This window comes from Bhargavaea sp. GQ12 (assembly GCF_059758705.1).
This window is the reverse complement of the sequence record NZ_JCAXEU010000010.1, coordinates 1-20925: the sequence shown is the minus strand read 5'-3', so window position 1 is coordinate 20925 and position 20925 is coordinate 1. Positions and strand designations below refer to the sequence as shown.

The 20925-nt window shown below is 54.7% G+C and carries 17 protein-coding genes; all 17 read right to left on the bottom strand.

Annotated elements, in window-relative coordinates; all coding sequences use genetic code 11:
- Position 1: 1 nt before the first annotated feature.
- Positions 2–1642, bottom strand: coding sequence for a glycerol-3-phosphate dehydrogenase/oxidase (locus AC6CHQ_RS10340; protein ID WP_498081517.1), 1641 nt, complete (start codon positions 1640–1642; stop codon positions 2–4).
- 14 nt (positions 1643–1656) lie between these two features.
- Positions 1657–3150, bottom strand: a complete 1494-nt coding sequence (gene glpK, locus AC6CHQ_RS10335) for a glycerol kinase GlpK (RefSeq protein ID WP_251240467.1) — start codon at positions 3148–3150, stop codon at positions 1657–1659.
- 19 nt (positions 3151–3169) lie between these two features.
- Positions 3170–5113, bottom strand: a complete 1944-nt coding sequence (mutL, locus tag AC6CHQ_RS10330; protein ID WP_498081516.1) for a DNA mismatch repair endonuclease MutL — start codon at positions 5111–5113, stop codon at positions 3170–3172.
- Between the two features lie 4 nt (positions 5114–5117).
- Complete coding sequence (mutS, locus tag AC6CHQ_RS10325; RefSeq protein ID WP_251240465.1) at positions 5118–7700, bottom strand: DNA mismatch repair protein MutS; 2583 nt, start codon at positions 7698–7700, stop codon at positions 5118–5120.
- 87 nt (positions 7701–7787) lie between these two features.
- Positions 7788–8366, bottom strand: coding sequence for an outer spore coat protein CotE (cotE, locus tag AC6CHQ_RS10320; protein ID WP_177168278.1), 579 nt, complete (start codon positions 8364–8366; stop codon positions 7788–7790).
- Positions 8367–8461: 95 nt separating this feature from the next.
- Complete coding sequence (locus AC6CHQ_RS10315; RefSeq protein WP_251240464.1) at positions 8462–8893, bottom strand: YlbF/YmcA family competence regulator; 432 nt, start codon at positions 8891–8893, stop codon at positions 8462–8464.
- Between the two features lie 200 nt (positions 8894–9093).
- On the bottom strand, positions 9094–9360 hold the full coding sequence (locus AC6CHQ_RS10310; protein ID WP_008297102.1) for a stage V sporulation protein S: 267 nt from the start codon (positions 9358–9360) through the stop codon (positions 9094–9096).
- Positions 9361–9463: 103 nt separating this feature from the next.
- Positions 9464–10261, bottom strand: coding sequence for a TIGR00282 family metallophosphoesterase (locus tag AC6CHQ_RS10305; protein WP_251240463.1), 798 nt, complete (start codon positions 10259–10261; stop codon positions 9464–9466).
- Positions 10262–10333: 72 nt separating this feature from the next.
- Complete coding sequence (gene rny / locus AC6CHQ_RS10300) at positions 10334–11899, bottom strand: ribonuclease Y (protein WP_092048857.1); 1566 nt, start codon at positions 11897–11899, stop codon at positions 10334–10336.
- 317 nt (positions 11900–12216) lie between these two features.
- Positions 12217–13278 (bottom strand): recombinase RecA, encoded by a 1062-nt coding sequence (recA, locus tag AC6CHQ_RS10295; RefSeq protein ID WP_092048859.1) that lies wholly within the window; start codon positions 13276–13278, stop codon positions 12217–12219.
- Between the two features lie 207 nt (positions 13279–13485).
- Positions 13486–14739 carry a competence/damage-inducible protein A gene (locus tag AC6CHQ_RS10290; protein ID WP_498081515.1) on the bottom strand — a complete coding sequence of 418 codons (1254 nt, stop codon included), beginning with the start codon at positions 14737–14739 and terminating at the stop codon, positions 13486–13488.
- 12 nt (positions 14740–14751) lie between these two features.
- Positions 14752–15330, bottom strand: a complete 579-nt coding sequence (pgsA, locus tag AC6CHQ_RS10285; RefSeq protein WP_498081514.1) for a CDP-diacylglycerol--glycerol-3-phosphate 3-phosphatidyltransferase — start codon at positions 15328–15330, stop codon at positions 14752–14754.
- A 45-nt stretch (positions 15331–15375) separates the two neighbouring features.
- Positions 15376–16287 (bottom strand): helix-turn-helix domain-containing protein, encoded by a 912-nt coding sequence (locus AC6CHQ_RS10280; protein WP_498081513.1) that lies wholly within the window; start codon positions 16285–16287, stop codon positions 15376–15378.
- 16 nt (positions 16288–16303) lie between these two features.
- Complete coding sequence (locus AC6CHQ_RS10275; protein ID WP_092048868.1) at positions 16304–17095, bottom strand: DUF3388 domain-containing protein; 792 nt, start codon at positions 17093–17095, stop codon at positions 16304–16306.
- Positions 17096–17237: 142 nt separating this feature from the next.
- Complete coding sequence (ymfI, locus tag AC6CHQ_RS10270; RefSeq protein WP_092048871.1) at positions 17238–17972, bottom strand: elongation factor P 5-aminopentanone reductase; 735 nt, start codon at positions 17970–17972, stop codon at positions 17238–17240.
- A complete protein-coding gene (yfmH, locus tag AC6CHQ_RS10265; RefSeq protein WP_498081512.1) occupies positions 17969–19267 on the bottom strand; it encodes an EF-P 5-aminopentanol modification-associated protein YfmH in 1299 nt (432 codons plus the stop codon). The genes ymfI and yfmH overlap by 4 nt, the downstream gene beginning before the upstream one ends.
- Positions 19254–20534: an EF-P 5-aminopentanol modification-associated protein YfmF gene (gene yfmF, locus AC6CHQ_RS10260; protein WP_251240459.1), complete on the bottom strand. Its 1281-nt coding sequence runs from the start codon at positions 20532–20534 to the stop codon at positions 19254–19256. The genes yfmH and yfmF overlap by 14 nt, the downstream gene beginning before the upstream one ends.
- Positions 20535–20925 lie beyond the last annotated feature (391 nt).

Genomic DNA, 20925 nt, shown 5'->3' with positions numbered 1-20925 from the left:
GTCATCCTCCTTGCAGACCTGCCGTCTGTCCGATGGCAAGGTCAAGCTCATCAAGCATCTTTACTTTTTCCTCCGAGCTCAGGGATAGCAGGTCCGCCATGTATGCTGCAACCTTGCTTCCTTCCTCCTGTACACGGCCGGCATCAAAAAACATCCAGCCCGTTCTTCGTACGAGGAAATCAGCCGGTGTTGCGGCCATCTCCGCATGGATCGCATAGAGGATGCGCCCCCTGACAGCGGCACTGAGACCAGCACCGTCACCTGCAGCATGGGCAAAACGAAAGACCAGATCGGCATTCGTGCCGTAGAAACCGGCAATTTCGAGCCCATCTTCATACGTAAGGCCGTATAGTTCCGCCTCATTCGCTTTGCCCCTGATGAAGTTTTCCAAATGGTCCGGATCGTCAAAATCTCCGCCGGACAGGCGCAAGTTTTTTGTAATGCACGGACCGAACGTACCGCCATTGTATCGCCGGACAATCCGGTCGACGGCATCCTCAGCCATTTTTCTGTACCCGGTCAGTTTGCCTCCGGCCATGGTGAGGAGTCCCGATGGAGATTCCCAGATTTCGTCCTTCCGGGAAATTTCCGAGGGGTTCTTTCCTTCCACATGGATCAGCGGCCGGACTCCCGCCCAAGTGGACTCCACATCATTCCTGACCAGTCTGACACCCGGAAACATACTGTTAGCGGCCTTTAGAAGGTACTCAACATCTTCTTCGGTTGCTGCAACTTTTGCAGGATCACCATCGTAGAACGTATCGGTCGTGCCGATATAGGCCTTGCCGTCCCTCGGGATGGCGAAAATCATCCTGCCGTCAGGACCGTCGAAATAAACAGCCTGCCTGAGCGGGAAACGGGACTGGCTGATAACAATATGAACACCCTTCGAGAGGCGGAGGTGTTTGCCGTTGCTGACGTCATCCAGTTCCCTCACTTCATCCACCCATGGTCCTGTGGCATTGACCACATGCTCCGCTTCCGCACGGAAACGGCTATTGTCCAACCTGTCCCGGACATGAGCGCCGGCGACTTTGCCCTCCCTGTCATAGATGAACGCTTCTGCCTTGCAGTGGTTCAGGCAGAGGGCCCCTTTTTCAGCGGCTTTTTTCAGGACCTCTAACGTCAGGCGTGCGTCATCCGTGCGGTATTCCACGTAATGGCCACCCCCGAGCAGACCCTCCCGGTTCAGGAGCGGTTCAAGCCGGAGCGTTTCCTCCGGCGAAAGCATCGTCCTGCGCTCGCTTTTCTCCACTCCGGCCAGACGATCGTACATGGCCAGTCCGGCAGATGTCATAAACGGGCCGAATGTGCCGCCCTTGTAAAATGGCAGCAACATCCGTTCCGGCTCGGTTACATGGGGGGCGTTTTCGTAGACGATCTTCCGCTCCCGTCCGGTTTCGGCGACGATCTTCAGCTCCATCTGCTTCAAGTATCGCAGACCCCCATGGATGAGTTTTGTAGACCGGCTGGACGTGCCTTCCGCGAAGTCCTGCATGTCGACGAGCAGAACGGACATCCCTCTTGTCACGGCATCCAGTGCGATACCGGCACCCGTGATCCCTCCTCCGATGACCAGAAGATCGAATTTGAATTTTGAGGCATGCTGTTTCATCTTCGGCCTGAGCAATGTTGAAAACATGGTCGCCACTCCTCTCACATTCTAAACGAACGCGTTGCTTCCACCGCTTTCTGCCATCCGCCGTACAGACGGTCCCGCTTCCCGGGGTCCATCTCCGGAGCGAACACTTGTCTGGACCGCCACATCGTTGTGATTTCGTCGCAGTCCTTAAAAAAGCCGGTCGACAGCCCCGCCAGATAGGCGGCACCGAGTGCGGTCGTCTCTTTTAGCTCGGACAGTTCCACTTCGGACTGAAGCATGTCACTTTGGAACTGCATAAGGAAGCTGTTATCGACGGCTCCGCCGTCCGCCCGGAGACGCTTGACGGGGATACCGGCATCCTTCTCCATGGCATCCAGGACGTCTTTTGTCTGGTAGGCGAGAGACTCGAGTGTGGCACGGATAAAATGTTCCTTCTCCGTGCCGCGTGTGAGGCCAAAAATCGCGCCGCGGGCATCCGGATCCCAGTAAGGCGTCCCGAGACCGACGAATGCCGGCACTACATAGACACCGTCTGCAGAACTGACCCTTGCCGCATACTGTTCGCTGTCCCCGGCCTTTTTGAGCATGCGAAGCCCGTCACGAAGCCACTGGATCGCGGAACCTGCCACAAACACACTGCCTTCCAAAGCATACACCGGCCCGTCACCGATATCCCAGGCGACGGTCGTCAGGAGTCCATGACGTGATTCTGTCGGCTGTTTGCCCGTATTCATCAGCATGAAGCAGCCTGTACCGTATGTGTTTTTCGCCATGCCTTTCTCGAAGCAGGCCTGGCCGAAAAGTGCTGCCTGCTGATCGCCCGCCGCACCGGCAACCGGCACTTTGCCGCCGAAGAAAACGGATGGATCGGTGTGGGTATACACTTCGGATGAAGGCCGCACTTCAGGAAGCATCTTCATCGGAATATCGAGGATGCCGCACAGTTCCTCGTCCCACTTCATATCGTGGATGTTGAACAGAAGCGTGCGCGAAGCGTTTGTCACATCGGTCACATGCACGGCTCCCCCCGACAGCTTATAGATCAGGAAACTGTCGATCGTGCCGAACAGAAGATCACCCGACTCTGCCTTTTCCCTCGCTCCCTCTACCTTGTCGAGAATCCACTTCACCTTCGTCCCGGAAAAATAAGGATCCATCACCAGACCCGTCTTTTCCCTGAACAGGCGCTCATGCCCGGCATCCTTCAGTTCATTAATGATGTGCTGTGTCTGGCGCGACTGCCAGACGATGGCGCGGTGGACAGGGCGTCCGGTTTTCCTGTCCCAGACGACTGTTGTCTCCCGCTGGTTCGTGATGCCGATCGCCCCGATCTGATCATGGGAAGTGCCGCTTTCGGTCATCACCGCCGCGATGCAGGAAAGGACTGATCCCCAGATTTCATTGGCATCATGCTCCACCCAGCCAGGCTGCGGGAAATACTGCCTGAACTCCTGCTGTGCGGAGTGGACCACCCGGCCCTCCCGGTCAAACAGGATGGCGCGGGAACTGGTCGTTCCCTGATCGATTGAAAGAATGTAAGTTTCCATACAGCTCTCCCCTTTCGTCCTACATGACGCGCTTGAACATCTTTTCGATTTCGTACGTGGAGAAATGGATGATGACCGGCCTGCCATGCGGGCATGTATAGGGACTTTCCGCCTGGCCCAGATCATGGAGAAGCCGCTCCATGTCCGCGCGGGTCAGATAGTGATTGGCCTTGATCGAACGTTTGCAGCTCATCAGGATCGCAGTCTCCTCAAGCAGTTTGCCGATATCGGCACTGCGTTCTTCCATCGCCTGTTCCACGAGGGCATCAATGATTTCCTCTTCCGATCCTGCAGGGAACCAGGCAGGGTGCTCCCGCACGACGAACGTCCTGTTTCCAAACTCCTCCATATCCACACCGACCGATGCCAATGTCTCCCGCTGTTCACGGATCCTTTCCATGTCATCCGGCGGATAATGGAAGGTCATCGGAATCATCAGCGCCTGGCGTTCATTGCCGTCCGCCCTCTTTACTTTTTCACGGAAATACTCGTATTTAATCCGTTCCTGGGCGGCATGCTGGTCCACCAGATAAAACCCGTCCGTGCTCTGTGCGACAATATATGTGCCGTGAATCTGGCCGACCACCTCGAGCTCGCCGAACGGGACTTTCCTGGAATGCTCGTCCGTTCTGTGGGCATCCCGGACAAAATCAGAAGCAGGTTCCGTATGATCCTCAGTTTCTGTACGGGCAGGAGGTTCGGCGATTACCTGGACATCCGAAGGAAAACGGGATGCTTCCTCATTTGGATTGTTTTCCTGAACCGAAAGCTGCAGGCCGTCTTCGAATGTTTTTGCAGAAGTTCCGGGTTCGGATACTGGGTGATCCGGCCTGGGAAGACCCGATATCGTGGACGCGGGACGGTAAATGGTTTTTCCGGCCTCCGGCATAACCCGGTTCTCTTGCTGCTGATGCCAAATGGAAGTCTGCTCCGTTTTGGGCCGCGCTTCCTTCGGCGGCTTTGCGGCAGGCGCGCCGATGGAACCGGCAACTGCCCGCCTCACCGCATCACGGATCAGCGCGCATAGCTCCGGCTCCTTGCTCAGTCGGATCTGCTGTTTTGCAGGGTGTACATTCACATCCGTCAGATAAGGATCGCCTTTAATGTCGATGACGGCAATCGGATAGCGGCCGATCGGCAGGTATGTGTGATACGCATCGATTACAGCTTTCGTCACTGCAAAACTCTTAACCCATCTTCCGTTCACCAGGACGGTCATATAATTTTTCGAAGCCCGTGTGATGTCAGGAAGCGCGCAATATCCGGAGACATCATAATCTGCAGACTCTCCGCTGAATGCAAGCATTTTCCTCGCCGTCCCGGCCCCGTAGATGTCCGAAATGACCTTGAGCAGATTGCCGCTGCCGGAAGTCCTCAGATGCTCCTGTCCGTTATGGATTAGCCGGAATGCGATCCCGGGATGGCTGAGTGCGGCCCGGTTCATGTAGTCGATGGAATGTCCGAGCTCGGTCTGGATCGTCTTCATGTATTTCAGTCTGGCCGGTGTATTGAAGAAAAGTTGGGAAACGGTGATATCTGTTCCCTTCCGGTAGGCGGCCGGTTCCTGACCGATAATGCGGGTGCCTTCGATGCGGATCCGGCATCCGCCGGATTCGCCGTCTGAGGTCTTCATGTCCACCTTGGAAACCGCCGCGATACTGGCCAGCGCCTCCCCCCGGAAACCGAGCGTCCGGATCCTGAACAGATCATGCTCATTGCCTATTTTGCTTGTTGCATGTCTGGAAAAGCAGAGCAGGGCGTCTTCCGCGTCCATCCCTTTTCCATTGTCGGTCACCCGGATGGAGGTGAGTCCTGCTTCCTCCAGCCTCACCTCGATTGAATTGCCGCCGGCATCTATTGCATTCTCAACAAGTTCTTTCACGACAGATGCCGGCCGCTCCACCACTTCGCCTGCTGCGATTTTATTGGAGAGCGGCTCATCCATCAGAACAATATGTCCCATCAGATCACCTTCCGTTCTGTCTCAGTCGTTCCTGCATGCCGTGCAGCCATTGGAAAACATCCATCGGGGTCATACGTAGAAGGTCCAGCCGTTCAATTTCATCCGACAGATCAGATACCGGCGCTTTGGCGTTTTGCATGGATTCTTCCTGGACCTCATCGAATAATGACATCTGGCCTGCAGGTTCTGACTGTGGAGCATTCGCGGGCCGGTCGGCTTCGAATTCCCCAAGCAGTTCATCAGCCCGGCGGATAACACTTTCCGGAAGTCCGGCAAGCTCGGCTACCTGGATCCCGTAACTCTTATCCGCAGCCCCTTCCTTCACCTTATGAAGGAAAATGACCCGCCCGTTTTGTTCGGCTGCTGCCACATGGACGTTTTGCAGACGGCCGAGCGTCTCGGAAAGGCCGGTCAATTCATGATAGTGGGTGGAGAAGAGTGTATTCGCACCGATTTCATCATGAATGTATTCCATCATCGCCTGTGCAAGGGCCATCCCGTCATAAGTGGAGGTGCCCCGCCCGATCTCGTCGAAAAGCAGCAGGCTCTCCGGGGTCGCATTTGCAAGAGCCAGCCGTGATTCCATCATCTCGACCATGAATGTGCTCTGCCCTCCGGCCAGATCGTCCGCAGCGCCGATGCGCGTGAATATCTGGTCAGTCACCGGAAGCTCAGCATGGTCTGCAGGAACGAAGCAGCCGATCTGCGCCATAATGACAGTCAGCGCGACCTGCCGCATGTATGTACTTTTACCTGACATATTCGGACCTGTGATAAGAAGCATATTCGCCCCTTCATCCAGGATGCAGTCGTTTGGCACGTATGATCCGTCATCAAGCATCTTTTCGACTACCGGATGACGGCCTCCTGTGATTTTCATCTCACGGCCGGCGTGGAAGGCGGGCTTCGCAAACCGGTACTTTTCCGATACTTCCGCAAAAGCGGTCAGGACATCCAGGGTGCTGAGGCGGTCGGCAAGGCCCTGAATCTTGGGGATATGCTGCTTCACCTCTTCCCTGACTGCCTGGAACAGCTCCGCTTCCAAAAGAAGCGCTTCTTCTTCTGCGTTGAGGATGATCGCTTCCTTCTGCTTGAGTTCAGGAGTGATGTACCTTTCCGCATTGGCCAGCGTCTGCTTCCGGTCATAACGCTCCTGATCCACGAGGTGGACATTCGACTTGGTGACCTCGAGATAGTATCCAAATACCCTGTTGTAGCCGATCTTAAGCGATTTGATGCCGGTCTTTCGGCGCTCTTCCGCTTCCAGAGCGGCAATCCAGTCCTTCCCGTTCCTTGAGGCATCGCGCAGCTCATCCAGCCGCTCATGATAGCCCTCACGGATCACGCCGCCCTCCTTGTTGCTGAGAGGGGGATCATCAGTGATGGACTTCTCCAGAATTCCGAGAACAGCGGCACATGGATCGATCGCTCCTCCCATTGCCTTCAGCTTATCTCCTCCGGAAGACTCGAGTGCTCTCCCGATCGGCCCGGCCTGCGAGAGGGATCTGCGGAGCTGGGCCAGTTCCCGGCCGGTGGCATTCCCGAGTGCAATCTTGCCCGCCAGCCGTTCGATATCATAAACCCCCTTCAGGAGCTCACGGATTTCGCCCCGTACGAAGAAATCACCGATCAGCTCCTCCACAGCATCTGTCCGGTCCAGGATGGCGCGCTTCTCGGCCAGCGGCTCATGGATCCACTGTTTGAGCTTTCTCCCGCCCATCGCTGTCACTGTTTCGTCCAGCAGCCAGAACAGCGAGCCTTTTTCTCCGCCGCCCCTGATCGACCGGACGAGTTCGAGGTTCCTTCTGGAGTTCGGATCGATGGATAAAACGGATTTCCGCTCACGGTAAACAACCGGGCGGAGATGGGACAGCGACCGTTTTTGTGTCCGGTCCAGATACCGGAGCAATCGCACCGCGGAAGGCCGGATCGGTTCCGGGCATGCTCCCGTGAGCACTGCCTCACCTTCCTGTTCTGATTCGTCGTTTTCAATAGACAGCAGGATCGACCGCGACTGGGCCTGCTCGTGCAGATCCAGGTACAGTTCATCCGGAACGACAATTTCCCGGATCTGAAGCGCCTCCGCTTCGGAAATAAGCGATTTTGGATCGTGGCCTGCATAGGTTGCAGTTCCTTCGCCGGTCGACAGATCAATGCGCACCAGTGCGTATTCGCCTTTCCGTGTTCTTCCCGCTGATCCGATATATACGTTGGACTTCTCACCGACAGTCCTTCCTTCCGTGAGGGTCCCGGGTGTGATCAGCTGGATGACTTCCCGCCTGACGATCCCTTTGGCAAGCGCAGGATCCTCTGTCTGCTCGCAGATTGCGACCTTATAGCCTTTGCGGACAAGCGTTTCGATATAACCGGCGGAAGAGTGATACGGCACGCCGCACATCGGGATCTTCCCCGTTTGCCCACCGTCTCTTGCAGTCAATGTGATTTCGAGAATCTGCGACGCCTTGAGCGCGTCCTCAAAGAACATTTCGTAAAAGTCGCCCAGCCTGAAAAACAGGAAAGCGTCCTTGTAGTCTTCCTTGATCTCGAGGTATTGCCTCATCATCGGTGTTAATGTTTTTACTGTCATCGTTGCACAACTCCCGTAAACCTCAGTATTCCTTCAATTATATCAGAGACCCGGACAACAGAAAAAACCGGGGAAGCTCCCCGGCTTTTAGAGTGAGCTGGAATCCTTGTCGGACTCGCCCTTCTCGTGCCCAAATCCTTTTGTATAATCTTTTCCTTCACCATGTCCGTCAGAAGATGACGAACTCTCATCATCAAAACGCCATTCTTCCTCAAAGTCATCCGGATGTACCTGAACGCATACCTTCGTCTCTCCGACCACCTCTGCAAGGAGTTCGCGCTCGACCGAAACGCTGAATTTCTCTCCGCACTTGGTGATGACCGCCTCTGTGCAGTTCGGCTGCTGGATGACCTTGATGTACACTTCTTCGTGTCCGCCGGTCGCACCGTCCCGGTAATGGAGCCGGACTCTGTCCCGGTAGCTGATTGTTTCCGTGTAAACCGACGTCTTCGAGTGATCATGGTGGGAGTACCAGACGTTGATGTCGAACTTGCCGGACACTTCTACATACTTGCCGTACTTCTTGGACTGGTGGGTGTGGTTGATGATCCAGCAGCCCAGGATGCCCGACGGCTTATTTGGCGGCCGCAGCACCTCCGTCGACTCCGATCTCTTCTTTCCTTTGGCGACTACCGCTTTCGTGACGATCTGCCGCAAGTTTTTCAGGGTCAACCCTCCTTCTTCGGTTCACTTCCATCCTATGCATCATTCGCCCAGGAAGTGAAAAAAGCCCGAAGGAAATTCTTCCTTCGGACTTTCGGTTATTGTTTGCCACCGGGAGCGTTGCGTACCATAGAGCCTGTTTCACCGCGAAGAACGTCTCCTCCGGTGGACTCGATGATGCGGTTGGTCACGTCATTCGCAATCGTATTGGACACGAGCTGAAGCAGTTGGTTCACTTCGATCTGGGATTGTTTGAACTCCTGGACAATCGGGACTTCGTCAATCTCTTTCTCGATCTGTTCGATTTTGTTTTCGACAAGGCCGAGAGCTCGCTCCTTGCCATACTGTTGGAAATTGACCGCCTGTTTTTGGAGACTCTTCAGGCTGGCGATTTTTTCCCGGATCTTTTGGTTATCGTTGATCTGCGCCTCCGCACGCTTGAAGAAGTCCACTTCTTCGGTCTGGGAGATCATTCCGGCCAGTTCTTTCGCCTTCTCGATAATTTCGTGTTTCGTGTATGTTTTTTCCATCATATCCACCTTTTCTGCCGTCCGCAGTTTGCCGGGGCGGCAATCGGACAAATTTCACCGGCCGTTGACCGGATGGTTTCCCTCATTATACGAGACGGGGCATGCATGCGACAAGCCGGGCGTCCGAATGTCGGCACATTGACACATCTGGACGGGCGCGTTTCAAACCGAACGGCCTCCCGGATCGGGAGGCCGACAGTTCACCGTTTTCTCTTTTCAACAAGCAGTTTCATGGCTGTCCGTTCCTCTCCGGCAATCAGGATATCTGTGAAGGCCGGCGAGCAGGTCAGGTCATTGCCGCTCGGAGCGACAAATCCCCGTGCGATGGCGACAGCCTTGACTGCCTGGTTCAGTGCTCCGGCCCCGACAGCCTGCATTTCAGCATATCCTTTCTCCCGGATAACCGCGACCAGTGCTCCTGCGACAGAATTCGGATTGGATCGTGAGGATACTTTCAATGAGTCCATGCCTATCCCTCCTGTTTTTCCGCTCTTATGGAACCGGACTCTTCCATGCCATATTGTATGCGGTTGCCGGATAGCGCATGAACAGACGGCCAAAATGGCCTGCTCACCCTTTTAGCGGATGATCGTCGTTGATCAGGATTCTTTCACACCGGACGGCCTTTCCGGATTTCGGGTCGGCTTCGACGAAAAAGCCACCCAATTGGGTACGGCCTTTTTTGGGAACCTCGAAACGCGCAGGCAGATTGGTGCGGAAGCGGTACAGAACTTCTTCTTTTCTCATGCCAAGAATTCCGTCATACGGACCGGTCATCCCTGCATCTGTAAGATAAGCCGTGCCTCCCGGAAGGATCCGCTCGTCCGCGGTCTGGACATGGGTATGGGTTCCTACCATAGCCGTCACCCGGCCGTCCAGATGCCAACCCATCGCAATCTTCTCGCTTGTCGCTTCCGCGTGGAAGTCTACGAACACAAGCGGCGACTCGGCTTTGGCTTGAACGATCAGCTCATCCGCCACTTCGAAAGGATCATTGTGGGGCGGCATGAACGCCCGTCCATGAAGGTTGATGACCGTCAGCAGGCCAGCTTCCTTCGTGACAGTCGTCATTCCCCGTCCCGGTGCTTCCGCCGAAAAGTTTGCCGGCCGGATCAGCGCATCCGTCCCGTCAATGAAGTCAAAAATCTCTTTTTTATCCCAAGTGTGGTTCCCCATCGTAATGACGTCCACCCCTCCGAAGATGAGGTCGTCATAATCCTGGCGCCGCAGCCCCTTGCCCGATGCCGCATTTTCTCCGTTGGCAATGACCACATCCGGTGAATATTTCCTCCGCAGTCCAGGCAATGTACGCCGGACCATGTCCATACCGGGTTCGCCGACAATATCTCCGATAAACAATATTTTCATTCGTTCTCTCCCCTTTCCGTTTCAGCAATGAAAAAGGCTTCCCGGACTTTCCCGGGAAGCCTTTGCGTGCTGTTATTTTGCGTATTCGACTGCCCGGGTTTCCCGGATGACAGTCACTTTGATGTGACCCGGATAATCGAGTTCGCTTTCGATCCTTTTCCGGATATCCCTTGCGAGCCGGTGGGCGGTAATGTCGTCCACCTGATCCGGACGTACGATGATGCGAACTTCACGCCCTGCCTGGATGGCATAGGACTTCTCGACACCATCATAGTCTTCAGCGATTTCCTCGAGCTTTTCAAGACGGCGGATATAGTTCTCCAGCGTCTCGCTCCGCGCGCCCGGGCGTGCGGCCGACAGAGCGTCGGCTGCCGCCACGAGAATTGCGATCACCGAAGTCGGCTCGGTATCCCCGTGGTGGGACGCGATGCTGTTGATGACAACCGGATGCTCTTTGTACTTCGAGCCAAGTTCTACACCGATTTCGACGTGGCTGCCTTCCACCTCGTGGTCAATCGCTTTCCCGATATCATGCAGCAATCCGGCACGGCGTGCTAGCGCAATGTCGGAATCCTTGAATCCGAGCTCCGCTGCAAGCAGACCAGAAAGATAGGCCACTTCCTTTGAGTGCTTCAGGACGTTCTGGCCATAGCTTGTCCGGTATTTTAGCCGGCCGATGATCTTGATGAGATCCGGGTGGAGATTGTGGATTCCCAGATCGAATGTCGTCTGCTCGCCCGCTTCGCGGATCTGCTCGTCGACCTCTTTGCGGGATTTTTCCACCATTTCTTCGATGCGGGCCGGGTGGATCCGTCCATCCTGTACCAGCTTCTCCAATGCCAACCGTGCAATTTCGCGGCGGATCGGATCAAAGCCAGACAAGATAACCGCTTCCGGTGTGTCGTCGATAATGAGGTCAATGCCGGTTAGCGTTTCGAGAGTTCGGATATTCCGGCCCTCTCGTCCGATGATCCGGCCCTTCATCTCATCATTCGGCAGGTTGACCACCGATACTGTCGTTTCAGCCACGTGGTCGGCAGCAAAACGCTGCAGTGCCAGTGACAGAATCTCGCGGGCTTTTTTATCGGAGTCTTCTTTCGCCCGCAGTTCGGCTTCCCTGGTCATGACGGCGATATCCGTCGAAAGCTCAGTTTCCACTTCCGATAGGATCATCTGCCGTGCCTCGTCCCTGGTAAGTGCCGATACGCGTTCAAGCTCAGTCTGCTGTTCGCTCATGAGCTGTTCCGCTTTGCTCTCCATCTGTGCGATATGCTGTTGTCGTTCGGCCAAAGCGTCTTCCTTGCGCTCCAGACCCGCTTCACGTTTGTTCAGCGCATCCTCCTTGCGGTCAAGATTCTCTTCCTTCTGCAACAGCCGGCTCTCCTGCCGCTGAAGTTCCGCACGGCGTTCCCGGATTTCCGATTCGGCTTCTGTCCGTAGTTTGTGAGTTTCATCTTTCGCTTCAAGTAGCGCTTCTTTTTTCAGTGCCTCCGCTTCGCGCCTGCCGTCTTCCACGATGGATTCGGCAGACTGCTTCGCACCGGTCATTTTAGAATCGTTCACTTGTTTCAAGGCAAAATAGCCAACAACTGCACCGACGATGAGTCCGAGCAAAGCGGAGATGATCACTTCAACCATTGAGGTCACCTCCCCCTGCTTTCATTCGTCTGTTCAAACCTGTCCGGCGTCATGCCGGGCATTCATGCTGTTCATGCCGGTCTTGCATAAATTCTGTCATGATGGTCATTGGATAAATCTATCCATCTTCAATTGTACCGGCGGTTAAAAGCGCTGTCAAGGTCGGGCGAATGCAGTTTCAGGGCATTTCCCTTCCGGGGTGAAGCCCTTTTCCGCGATGGTGCCCTTCCCTATAAAAAACCGGCAGCGGGGCCGCAGTTCTTCAGAAAGAACGGGCGCCGCTGCCGGCAGGATCCGGTCGGAAACCGGACAGTTTCTTACTTTTCGTCATCCACGAGCAGGTCAAAGATTTCATCTTCGGACTCTTCTTCTTCAGGTGCAGCAATCTGAGGGCCGTTCAAGCCGTAGGCTTCACGGATCTTACCTGCAATCTCTTTACGGATTTCAGGGTGCTCCTTCAGGAACTGCTTGGAATTCTCGCGGCCCTGTCCAAGGCGTTCGCCATTGTATGAATACCAAGAACCGCTTTTCTGGATGACATCTTCTTCCGCGCCAAGGTCGATGATCTCCCCTTCACGGGAAATCCCCTCACCGTACATGATGTCAACTTCCGCTGTGCGGAACGGTGGAGCCACTTTGTTTTTGACGACCTTGATCCGGGTCCGGTTACCGACGAAGTCGTTGCCTTGCTTGATCGCTTCCGCACGCCGGACTTCAAGCCGGACAGAACTGTAGAATTTAAGCGCACGGCCACCCGGTGTGGTTTCCGGGTTACCGAACATGACGCCGACCTTTTCACGGATCTGGTTGATGAAGATCGCGATGGTCTTCGATTTATTGATCGCGCCGGAGAGTTTCCGGAGCGCCTGGGACATGAGGCGGGCCTGGAGGCCTACGTGGGCATCCCCCATCTCGCCTTCGATTTCCGCTTTCGGCACAAGCGCCGCAACGGAGTCAACGACAAGGATGTCGATCGCGCCGCTGCGTACGAGCGCTTCTGCGATTTCCAGTGCCTGTTCCCCCGTATCCGGCTGGGACAGAAGTAGTTCGTCAATGTTAACGCCCAGCTTTTGTGCATAGACCGGATCGAGAGCGTGTTCCGCGTCGATGAAGGCGGCCGTGCCTCCTGCCGCCTGTGCTTCCGCGATGGCGTGCAGGGCAACCGTCGTCTTACCGGAGCTTTCCGGTCCATAGATCTCGACAACCCGGCCCCGCGGGTACCCGCCTACGCCGAGTGCGGCGTCGAGTGTGAGCGAGCCGCTCGGGGATGTGGAAATCTCGCGGTCTGTCTGCTCGCCGAGTTTCATGATGGAACCCTTCCCGAATTGTTTCTCAATCTGTTTTAGTGCCATATCCAATGCAGCTTTGCGATCGCTCAAACTTGTTCCTCCTCATGGGTATATGCTGGTTTTCTTACTGTCTCTACTATACTCGGTTATTGAGAAAAACACAAGAAAAAAGCGAACATCCATTCGACTTTTATGCATACCGTATTTTAAATTCAAGGCTTTAGAAAAGGCTGTTTTTCAATTTCAGCATCAGAAAAGGCGCCGAAATTGAAATTCGCGGCGCCTCATTTTTCTTTTTTATTCAGAGCGGGCAGACGTTTCGCTGATAATATTGATCAGCATATGCATTGCAGCCTTTACGGCTCGGATCCGATTTGTGTTGCGCATGCCGGATAGGAGAAGACGGCGTGTCCGGATACCTTCTCCGGAAGCGATGGCAATCCAGACGGTGCCGCCGGGCTTGCCGTCATGAGGGTCCGGTCCCGCTGCCCCGGTCAGCCCGACGCCGAAATCGGTGCCGAACTTCCCTCTTACCGCCACCGCCATTGCAGTGGCAGTCTCCTCACTGACTGCCCCCTTCTCCTCCAGAAGGGATTCCGGAAGTCCGAGCTGTTCTTGTTTTGCTTGTGCAGTATAAGTCACCATGCCACCCGCCAACGCGGCACTGATGCCGGGCTGTTCCGCAAGTTCCGACATAAACAATCCGGCCGTCAGGCTTTCCGCGGCGGATATCGTCAGGCCGTTTCCGATCAGAAGGCTTGCCGCTTTCGACACGAGTGTCTCATCGTCATAGCCATACAGGTGCTTGCCTGCAATCTTGCGGATTTCAGTTTCAGAACCATCCAGCAGCTTCTCCGCTTCTTCCCGCGTTGCCGCTTTTGCGGTCGCCCTGATCGTCACTTCACCATCGGACGCGAGGGGTGCAAGTGTAGGGTTGGACTGGTTGTCCAGCAAGTCGGCCATCCGGTGTTCCAGTTCAGCCTCTCCGATTCCGTAAAAACGGAAAACTTTTGATGCGATCGGTCCCGAGAAGCCGGCAAGCCGGGCTAGAAGCGGTTTCGCCAGAACGGTGAACATCGGCTCCATTTCCTTGGGCGGTCCCGGCAGGAGAAGATAATGATGACCGTCCGCGGAAAGCAACATACCGGGAGCCATGCCATGGTGATTCTGCAGCACCGTTGACCCTTCGAGGATCAGTGCCTGTTTCTTGTTGTTCTCCGTCATCTCGCGCCCCATGCGGTCGAACCAGGCCCGGATCGAGACGAGTGCTTCATCGTCATACACCAGTCGGGTTCCGGCATGGCGGGCGATGGTTTCTTTCGTCAGGTCATCTTTTGTCGGGCCGAGCCCCCCGGTGAAGATCAGCAGATCCGAGCGGGACTCGGCGATCCGGATGGCTTGGCCAAGCCGATCCGCGTTGTCACCGACCACAGTATGGTAATGAACACTGATTCCGATTTCGGCAAGGCCTGCCGAAATATGACGGGCATTCGTGTTACTGATCTGCCCAAGAAGCAATTCAGAACCGACAGCAATGATTTCCGCTTTCATGACGACTCCCCCTTACATGGATTCCAGCAGTACACGGCGGTTTTTATAGAAGTAATCTGCACCTGACCAAACCGTGAAGAAGAGTGCGATATATAGCATGATCGTGCCGAACGGGATGCCCGCAGCTTCAAAGAAGACATTATGGAGCAGAAGGAAGATGGTGGCGATCAGCTGTGTGGTCGTCTTGATCTTCCCGAGCATATTCGCCGCCACGACTTCACCTCCGCCGGCAAGGATCAGGCGAAGTCCGGTCACCGCAAATTCGCGGCTGATGATGAGAATGACAACCCAAGATGGCGCAAAGCCCATTTCCACAAGGATGATGAGTGCCGACGAGACAAGAAGCTTGTCAGCCAGAGGGTCGAGGAATTTTCCCATATTCGTGACGAGGTTGTATTTGCGCGCAAGATGGCCGTCAAACCAGTCTGTCAGTGCAGCAATGATGAAGATTACTCCACCGATCAGATGCTCAATCGGGAGATCCACTCCGCCGGCGCTGATGGTGTCCATCCCGAAGTCGGCAAGCATGAAGAGGATAAACACCGGGATCAGCAGAATCCTGGCCACGGTGATTTTATTCGGTAAATTCATGTATGATTCCGCCTTTCAAAAAAAATAAGTCATCCCTGAAGATGACTATTGTACAGATCCAATCTGGATAATGATGTTCTGGGTCACCCGCTCCGCCCCGGGAATTGCATAGGTGAGCGGATTGCCGTTCACAGCGATTTCCACGCCAGGCACATAACCGATACGGAATCGGAGCCATTGGACCCCTTGTGCCTCAATTGTCTCTGTCTGTCCGGTTTCCAGGCTTTTGCTGAAGTACTGCTTACCGGTATTGTCTGTAACAGTAATCCAGGAACGCCCTTTCCCCGTAAGCGTTACGGTCGCCTTGTCGGTGCCGGCGAGGTTATAAAAGGTGTTTTCCCCTTCGGACCTGTCAACCGCGAGAGTGGCCTTGGGTGCTTCCGGTTCTTCCGGCTGTTCGGCTTTTTCTGTTTCTTTTTCCGCCTCTTTTTCTGCCGGCTCCTCTTTATCCGCTTCCCCGTCTTCCGTTGGTGCGCCTTCTCCGTTTTCCTCAGGACCCACCTGCTGGACCTGCACCGTGCTCTCCGTCTCGGCAATTTCCTCAGCCGGTTCAGTGTTTGAAGCCTGGTTAGCCTTCAGGAACCAGACGATGCCGATTGCCACGACAATAAACAGCGCCAGAATGACTTTTGGCATCGCTTCGGCTGTTTTGCCGGCACGTCTCATGGAGGTCCGCCTCATTGCAGGGGCCGTCATGCCCGATGCTTCACTTGTCAGAGGCGGTTCCGGTGCTTCCGCCTTATACATGGCAAGCATTTCATCCGCGTCGAGGCCAACCGCCTCAGCATATTGCTTGATAAATGCCCGGACGTAGAAAGTGCCGGGCATGATGCCGAACTTGCCTTCCTCGATGGCGGCAAGATAGCGTTTCTGTATCTTTGTGATTTCCTGTAAATCTTCAAGCGAGTAGCCTTTTTCCTGCCTCGCCTGTTTTAGCCGAGCGCCCAATTCGGACAACCGAAACACCTGCCTATCAAATATTGAATCCGAAATCCATCCCGCTCCGGCTCGACATCCTGTCGTTCTCTTCCAGCTTCTCATAGGTGATCTCTTCATCTTCGTCACGACGGATTTCAATGATGTAATCGAAGTCCTCCATCGTGTATTCGGAAAGACGCACGAACATATCGGGATGTTCCACTACTTTGATTGCCGGAAGGCGCATAATCTCGCGGACGAGCTGCATATGCCGTTCGTCCGACGCTTTCCGGGTTACAATCCCGTCCAGGATAAAGACATTATCCGGGGAGAATTCATCACCGGCAAGCTGGCTCCTGACAGTCTGCCGGAGCATCGTCGAAGAAAGGAAGATCCATTTCTTATTCGCGCTTACACTCGCCGCCACAACCGATTCCGTCTTGCCAACCCGCGGCATGCCGCGTACTCCGATCAGCTTGTGGCCCTCCTGTTTGAAGATCTCCGCCATGAAATCGACGAGGATGCCGAGCTCATCCCGCACGAAACGGAATGTCTTCTTATCATCTGCATCCCGCTGAATGTATCGGCCGTGACGGACGGCCAGGATATCGCGGAGCTTGGGATGACGCAGTTTCCTGACATTAATCATGTCCATCGTGGAAGCGATCAGCTCAAACCGTTCGATGGCATCATCATTTTCCGTCCGGAGCAGCATGCCCCTCCTGCCCTGGTCCACTCCGTTGATCGTCACGATATTGACGCGGAGCAGGCCGAGAAGTGAGGAAATTTCCCCCAGAAGCCCCGGCCGGTTTACTTCGATTTCATATTCCATGTACCATTCACTCAACTTGGGTCGCCTCCATCGGCGCCGGATGCGCAATGTAGTTCTATCATATCGGATTTGCCTATTGAAGAAAAGAGATAGCCGGGCGGTTTTCGCAACAAAAGGCGGCGGACCGGAGCCGGTTGCTCCAGTCTGCCGCCATCTTTCAGATATACCAGCCGCCATTGACCCGGATGATTTCCCCGGTGATGTACCTCGCCTGTTCTCCGAGCAGGAAATCTACGGCACCGGCCACATCCTCCGGAGAACCGGGACGCATCAGGGGAATTTCTCCGAAAGCCATCCGCCGCTCTTCTTCATCAAGGTGACTGTTCATTTCCGTTTCGATCCAACCTGGCGAGATCGCGTTCACAAGCAAATTGGAGGCGGCTGCTTCCTTGGCATATGCCTTGACGAATGCGTGGACGGCACCCTTGACAGCAGAATAGGCCACCTCGCCGGCAGCACCCGTGTCTCCCCAGATCGAACCGATCATGACCACATGGGAAACGGGATGGCGCCTGAGTTTTTCTGAAACCAGGCCGATATACCGCATAGGATTGGCAACATGCACACGCCAAAGTGCATCCAGGTCATCCATATCCGTATCCGACATCAGCTTGGCCATTCCCTGCCCGGTACAGGAGACAACCGCCTGAAGGCCGCCTGTAGCCGCGGCCAGGCGCTCTCCTCCGTCCGGAACGGCAAAGTCCGCCTGCACTGCCACGAATCTTTGGTCCGGAAATGCTTCTGTCAGCCGGCTCTGCAATGCCTCAGCCGGCTCACGGGAAGCGTTGTAATGAAGGTATAGCGACCACCCTGAGGCGGCAAGCCGTTCAGCGACAGCCGTACCGATGCCTCCGGATGCACCGAGTACAGCCGCAGTCCTGAGCGGGCTCACCCGCCATTCGCCGGAGGTTTTACGGTAAAGACGGTGCGCGCCTGCTCATCGGCAAGCGGAGCGAGAACTGTCTGGAGATCCTTAACTTCCAGCGCCTCCAACGCGGTTACGGTGTCAAACAGATTCATGCCGTTGAATGCATATCGGGTAAACTGATTGGCGATGTATTCGACAGAGTTCAAGGCGCGCATGAAGAAGCCGATCCTTCTCCTGCGCTGGCGTTCCAGGTCGTCCTGTCCAAATGGAAATTTATCTGATGCCCGCTGCAGCGTGTCATAGATTTTCCGGGTCAGCTCTTCAGGCTTGGCGCTATCTGAGCCGATCACCGAAAAGGCGAACCCTTCTTCGGCGGTGAAATCTGTGGAGAACGATTCATCGATCAGACCTTCCTCATACGCTTCTGTATAGAACTTCGAGGTTTTGCCGAACAGAAGGTCGATCAGAATCTGATAAGCCAGTTCCTCCTTCAGCCCCTGCAGCCCCTCTTCCGACAATGCCGGAAGTTTAATGCCGACGTGGACCTTCGGCTTGGAGACATCCATCTCCAGGCTGCCTTCCTTCACGGCTGATTCCATCTTTTCCTGAGGGAACTGCCGGACGATGCGTTCCGGCTTGTCGAATGTCTTCGACGCCTGATTTTTACGGATAAACTCCATCATTTCCTCGGGATCGACTGAACCGACCGCAAACAGGAGCATGTTGGATGGGTGATAAAACGTATTGTAGCACTCATACAGGTGATCCGCCGTGATGTCCGATATCGATTCGACCGTTCCTGCAATGTCGATCTTCACAGGGTGCTCTTTGTACAGGTTTTCAATTGTGCCAAAATAGGCCCGCCAGTCCGGAAGGTCATCATACATCGTAATTTCCTGGCCGATGATCCCTTTTTCCTTTTCAACGGTCTCCTCTGTGAAATAAGGTGCCTGCACAAAATCCAGGAGCAATTCCGTATTCGGATAAAGGTTGTCCGTAGCGGAAAACAGATAAGCGGTCCGTGTAAATGATGTAAAGGCATTTGCGGACGCCCCGTTCATCCCGAATTTCTGGAATACATCGCCGTCTTCCTTTTCGAACATTTTATGCTCGAGGAAATGCGCGATTCCGTCAGGGACGCGGACAACTTCATCTTTGCCGAGCGGGGTGAAGGTATTGTCGATGGAGCCGTACTTGGTCGTAAACGAAACGTAAGTCTTTGAAAAACCGGATTTCGGCAGTATGAAAACCTGCAGCCCATTTGGAAGGGTCTCGTGGTAGAGCTTTTCATTGACGCGGCTGTAATCAAGCATTTGCATCAGCAGATTCCTCCTTTCCGGAGAGCAGATAGACAAGTTGGCGTTCAATTTTTTCGGCCATTTTCCGGATATCCTCAGGCGTGACGGGTTCCCATTTTGTAATCCAGCCCTCCGGTGTGAATCCTCCCGGCAGATCCTTGTACTGGTCGAAAATCTCGATCTGGCCCCTAGAAGAATCCAGAGCTTCCCGGAGCTGATTGGCGAGCATTGCCTTTGTCTGGCTCAGCTCTTCATCAGAAATCTCGCCTGCCCTCATCGCCTCAAGCTGTTCGTCAATCAGTTTGGTGGCCTTGTCGGCAAGATCCGCGTCAATTCCGGCTGACACTGTGATCAATCCGTAGCGGGAAAGATAAGAACTCGCTGCATAGTAGGCCATGCTTTCCTTTTCCCGGACGTTCATGAACAGTTTTGAATGCGGGAAGCCGCCGAAGATGCCGTTCGCCAGCTGCATCTTCGGAAAATCTTCGGTGCCGAACAGAACAGGAGTGCTGAAGCCGATATGCAGCTTGCCCTGTTTCATGTTCTGCTTTTCGGACACCCGTCCTTCCTTGCCGTTTCCGCGTTCCGCTTTCTCAGGCAGCACGGCCGGAACCCTCCCCTCGAAATGGAACGCTTCCTTTAGCGCGGATGTGACAGCCTCTTCATCGACAGCTCCGACGACGTAGATTTCGATCTCATCTTCGTCGATCATCCTGCGATAGGCCGCCATTGTCTTTTCAGGCGTCAGCGCCTCAAGATGAGCCTCCTCTCCTGTGGCGCGTATGGATTCCGGGCCTTCCGGGCGCAGGAGCGTCAGCAGACGCTGCTGCGCAAAGCGTGTCTTATCGTCATACAGGGAGCGGACACGTTCAAGCACAGTCTGCTTTTCCCGCTCGAACACCTGTTGTTTGAATACACCATCCTGAAGATTCGGCCGGAGCACGGCATCCGCCAGAAGACGGATCGTCCAGTCCGTGATGTTTTCGTCACGGATGAGCCGGTCATCCACACACTCGGCGTTAACCGACAGATAGTGGTAGCCCCCCCGTTTGCCGACATCTGTATAGTAAAGAGTTCCGTACATGGTCTCGAGTACCTGTCGGAGGGCAGCGCGGCTCGGATAGGTTTCAGTACTGTCTTCCAGTATGTTGGCCAGGACGGCCCTCTCTGAAGCCCCCTCTGAAGTCAGCGGCTGCTTGAAGCGAATCGAGAACGTGACCGTTTTAAACTGTTCGGTCCTGCGTACATACAGGCGGACGCCTTGTGTCAATCGAGTTTCCGTAAACATGGGACACCTCGTTTTCATTCAAATTTGTATCAAGTATTCACCAATTCCACTATACCCAACCCGGCGTAGGCATGGCAAACTTTGGAGAAGTACAAAAGCGCAAGCGCCCGTTCAGCAACGTACAAACTGGAACCCTTCGCAATGTGATAAAGGAAACACGGTGAGGAACGAACCGATGTTGACTTATCGCAATGGAGAAGGGTGAAGTTTGCTAGTTGTTGGGCGCTGGAGCTGGACGGATCAAAAGCGCAAGCGCCCGTTCAGCAACGTACAAACTGGAACCATTCGCAATGTGATCAAGGAAACACGGTGAGGGCCAAGCCTATGTTGACTGGGGCTGTCCAATAAGTCCCCAAATTAAAGCAGGCGGAGAAAAACGAGTTGTTTTTTG

What these genes read in the sequence shown, in the direction of transcription:
- AC6CHQ_RS10290 (WP_498081515.1), bottom strand. Translation starts at nt 14,739, where the DNA reads ATGAAAGCGGAAATCATTGCTGTCGGTTCTGAATTGCTTCTTGGGCAG.
- yfmF (WP_251240459.1), bottom strand. Translation starts at nt 20,534, where the DNA reads ATGTTTACGGAAACTCGATTGACACAAGGCGTCCGCCTGTATGTACGC.
- glpK (WP_251240467.1), bottom strand. Translation starts at nt 3,150, where the DNA reads ATGGAAACTTACATTCTTTCAATCGATCAGGGAACGACCAGTTCCCGC.
- mutL (WP_498081516.1), bottom strand. Translation starts at nt 5,113, where the DNA reads ATGGGACATATTGTTCTGATGGATGAGCCGCTCTCCAATAAAATCGCA.
- AC6CHQ_RS10305 (WP_251240463.1), bottom strand. Translation starts at nt 10,261, where the DNA reads ATGAAAATATTGTTTATCGGAGATATTGTCGGCGAACCCGGTATGGAC.
- rny (WP_092048857.1), bottom strand. Translation starts at nt 11,899, where the DNA reads ATGGTTGAAGTGATCATCTCCGCTTTGCTCGGACTCATCGTCGGTGCA.
- pgsA (WP_498081514.1), bottom strand. Translation starts at nt 15,330, where the DNA reads ATGAATTTACCGAATAAAATCACCGTGGCCAGGATTCTGCTGATCCCG.
- AC6CHQ_RS10315 (WP_251240464.1), bottom strand. Translation starts at nt 8,893, where the DNA reads ATGGAAAAAACATACACGAAACACGAAATTATCGAGAAGGCGAAAGAA.
- mutS (WP_251240465.1), bottom strand. Translation starts at nt 7,700, where the DNA reads ATGACAGTAAAAACATTAACACCGATGATGAGGCAATACCTCGAGATC.
- AC6CHQ_RS10310 (WP_008297102.1), bottom strand. Translation starts at nt 9,360, where the DNA reads ATGGACTCATTGAAAGTATCCTCACGATCCAATCCGAATTCTGTCGCA.
- yfmH (WP_498081512.1), bottom strand. Translation starts at nt 19,267, where the DNA reads ATGCAAATGCTTGATTACAGCCGCGTCAATGAAAAGCTCTACCACGAG.
- AC6CHQ_RS10340 (WP_498081517.1), bottom strand. Translation starts at nt 1,642, where the DNA reads ATGTTTTCAACATTGCTCAGGCCGAAGATGAAACAGCATGCCTCAAAA.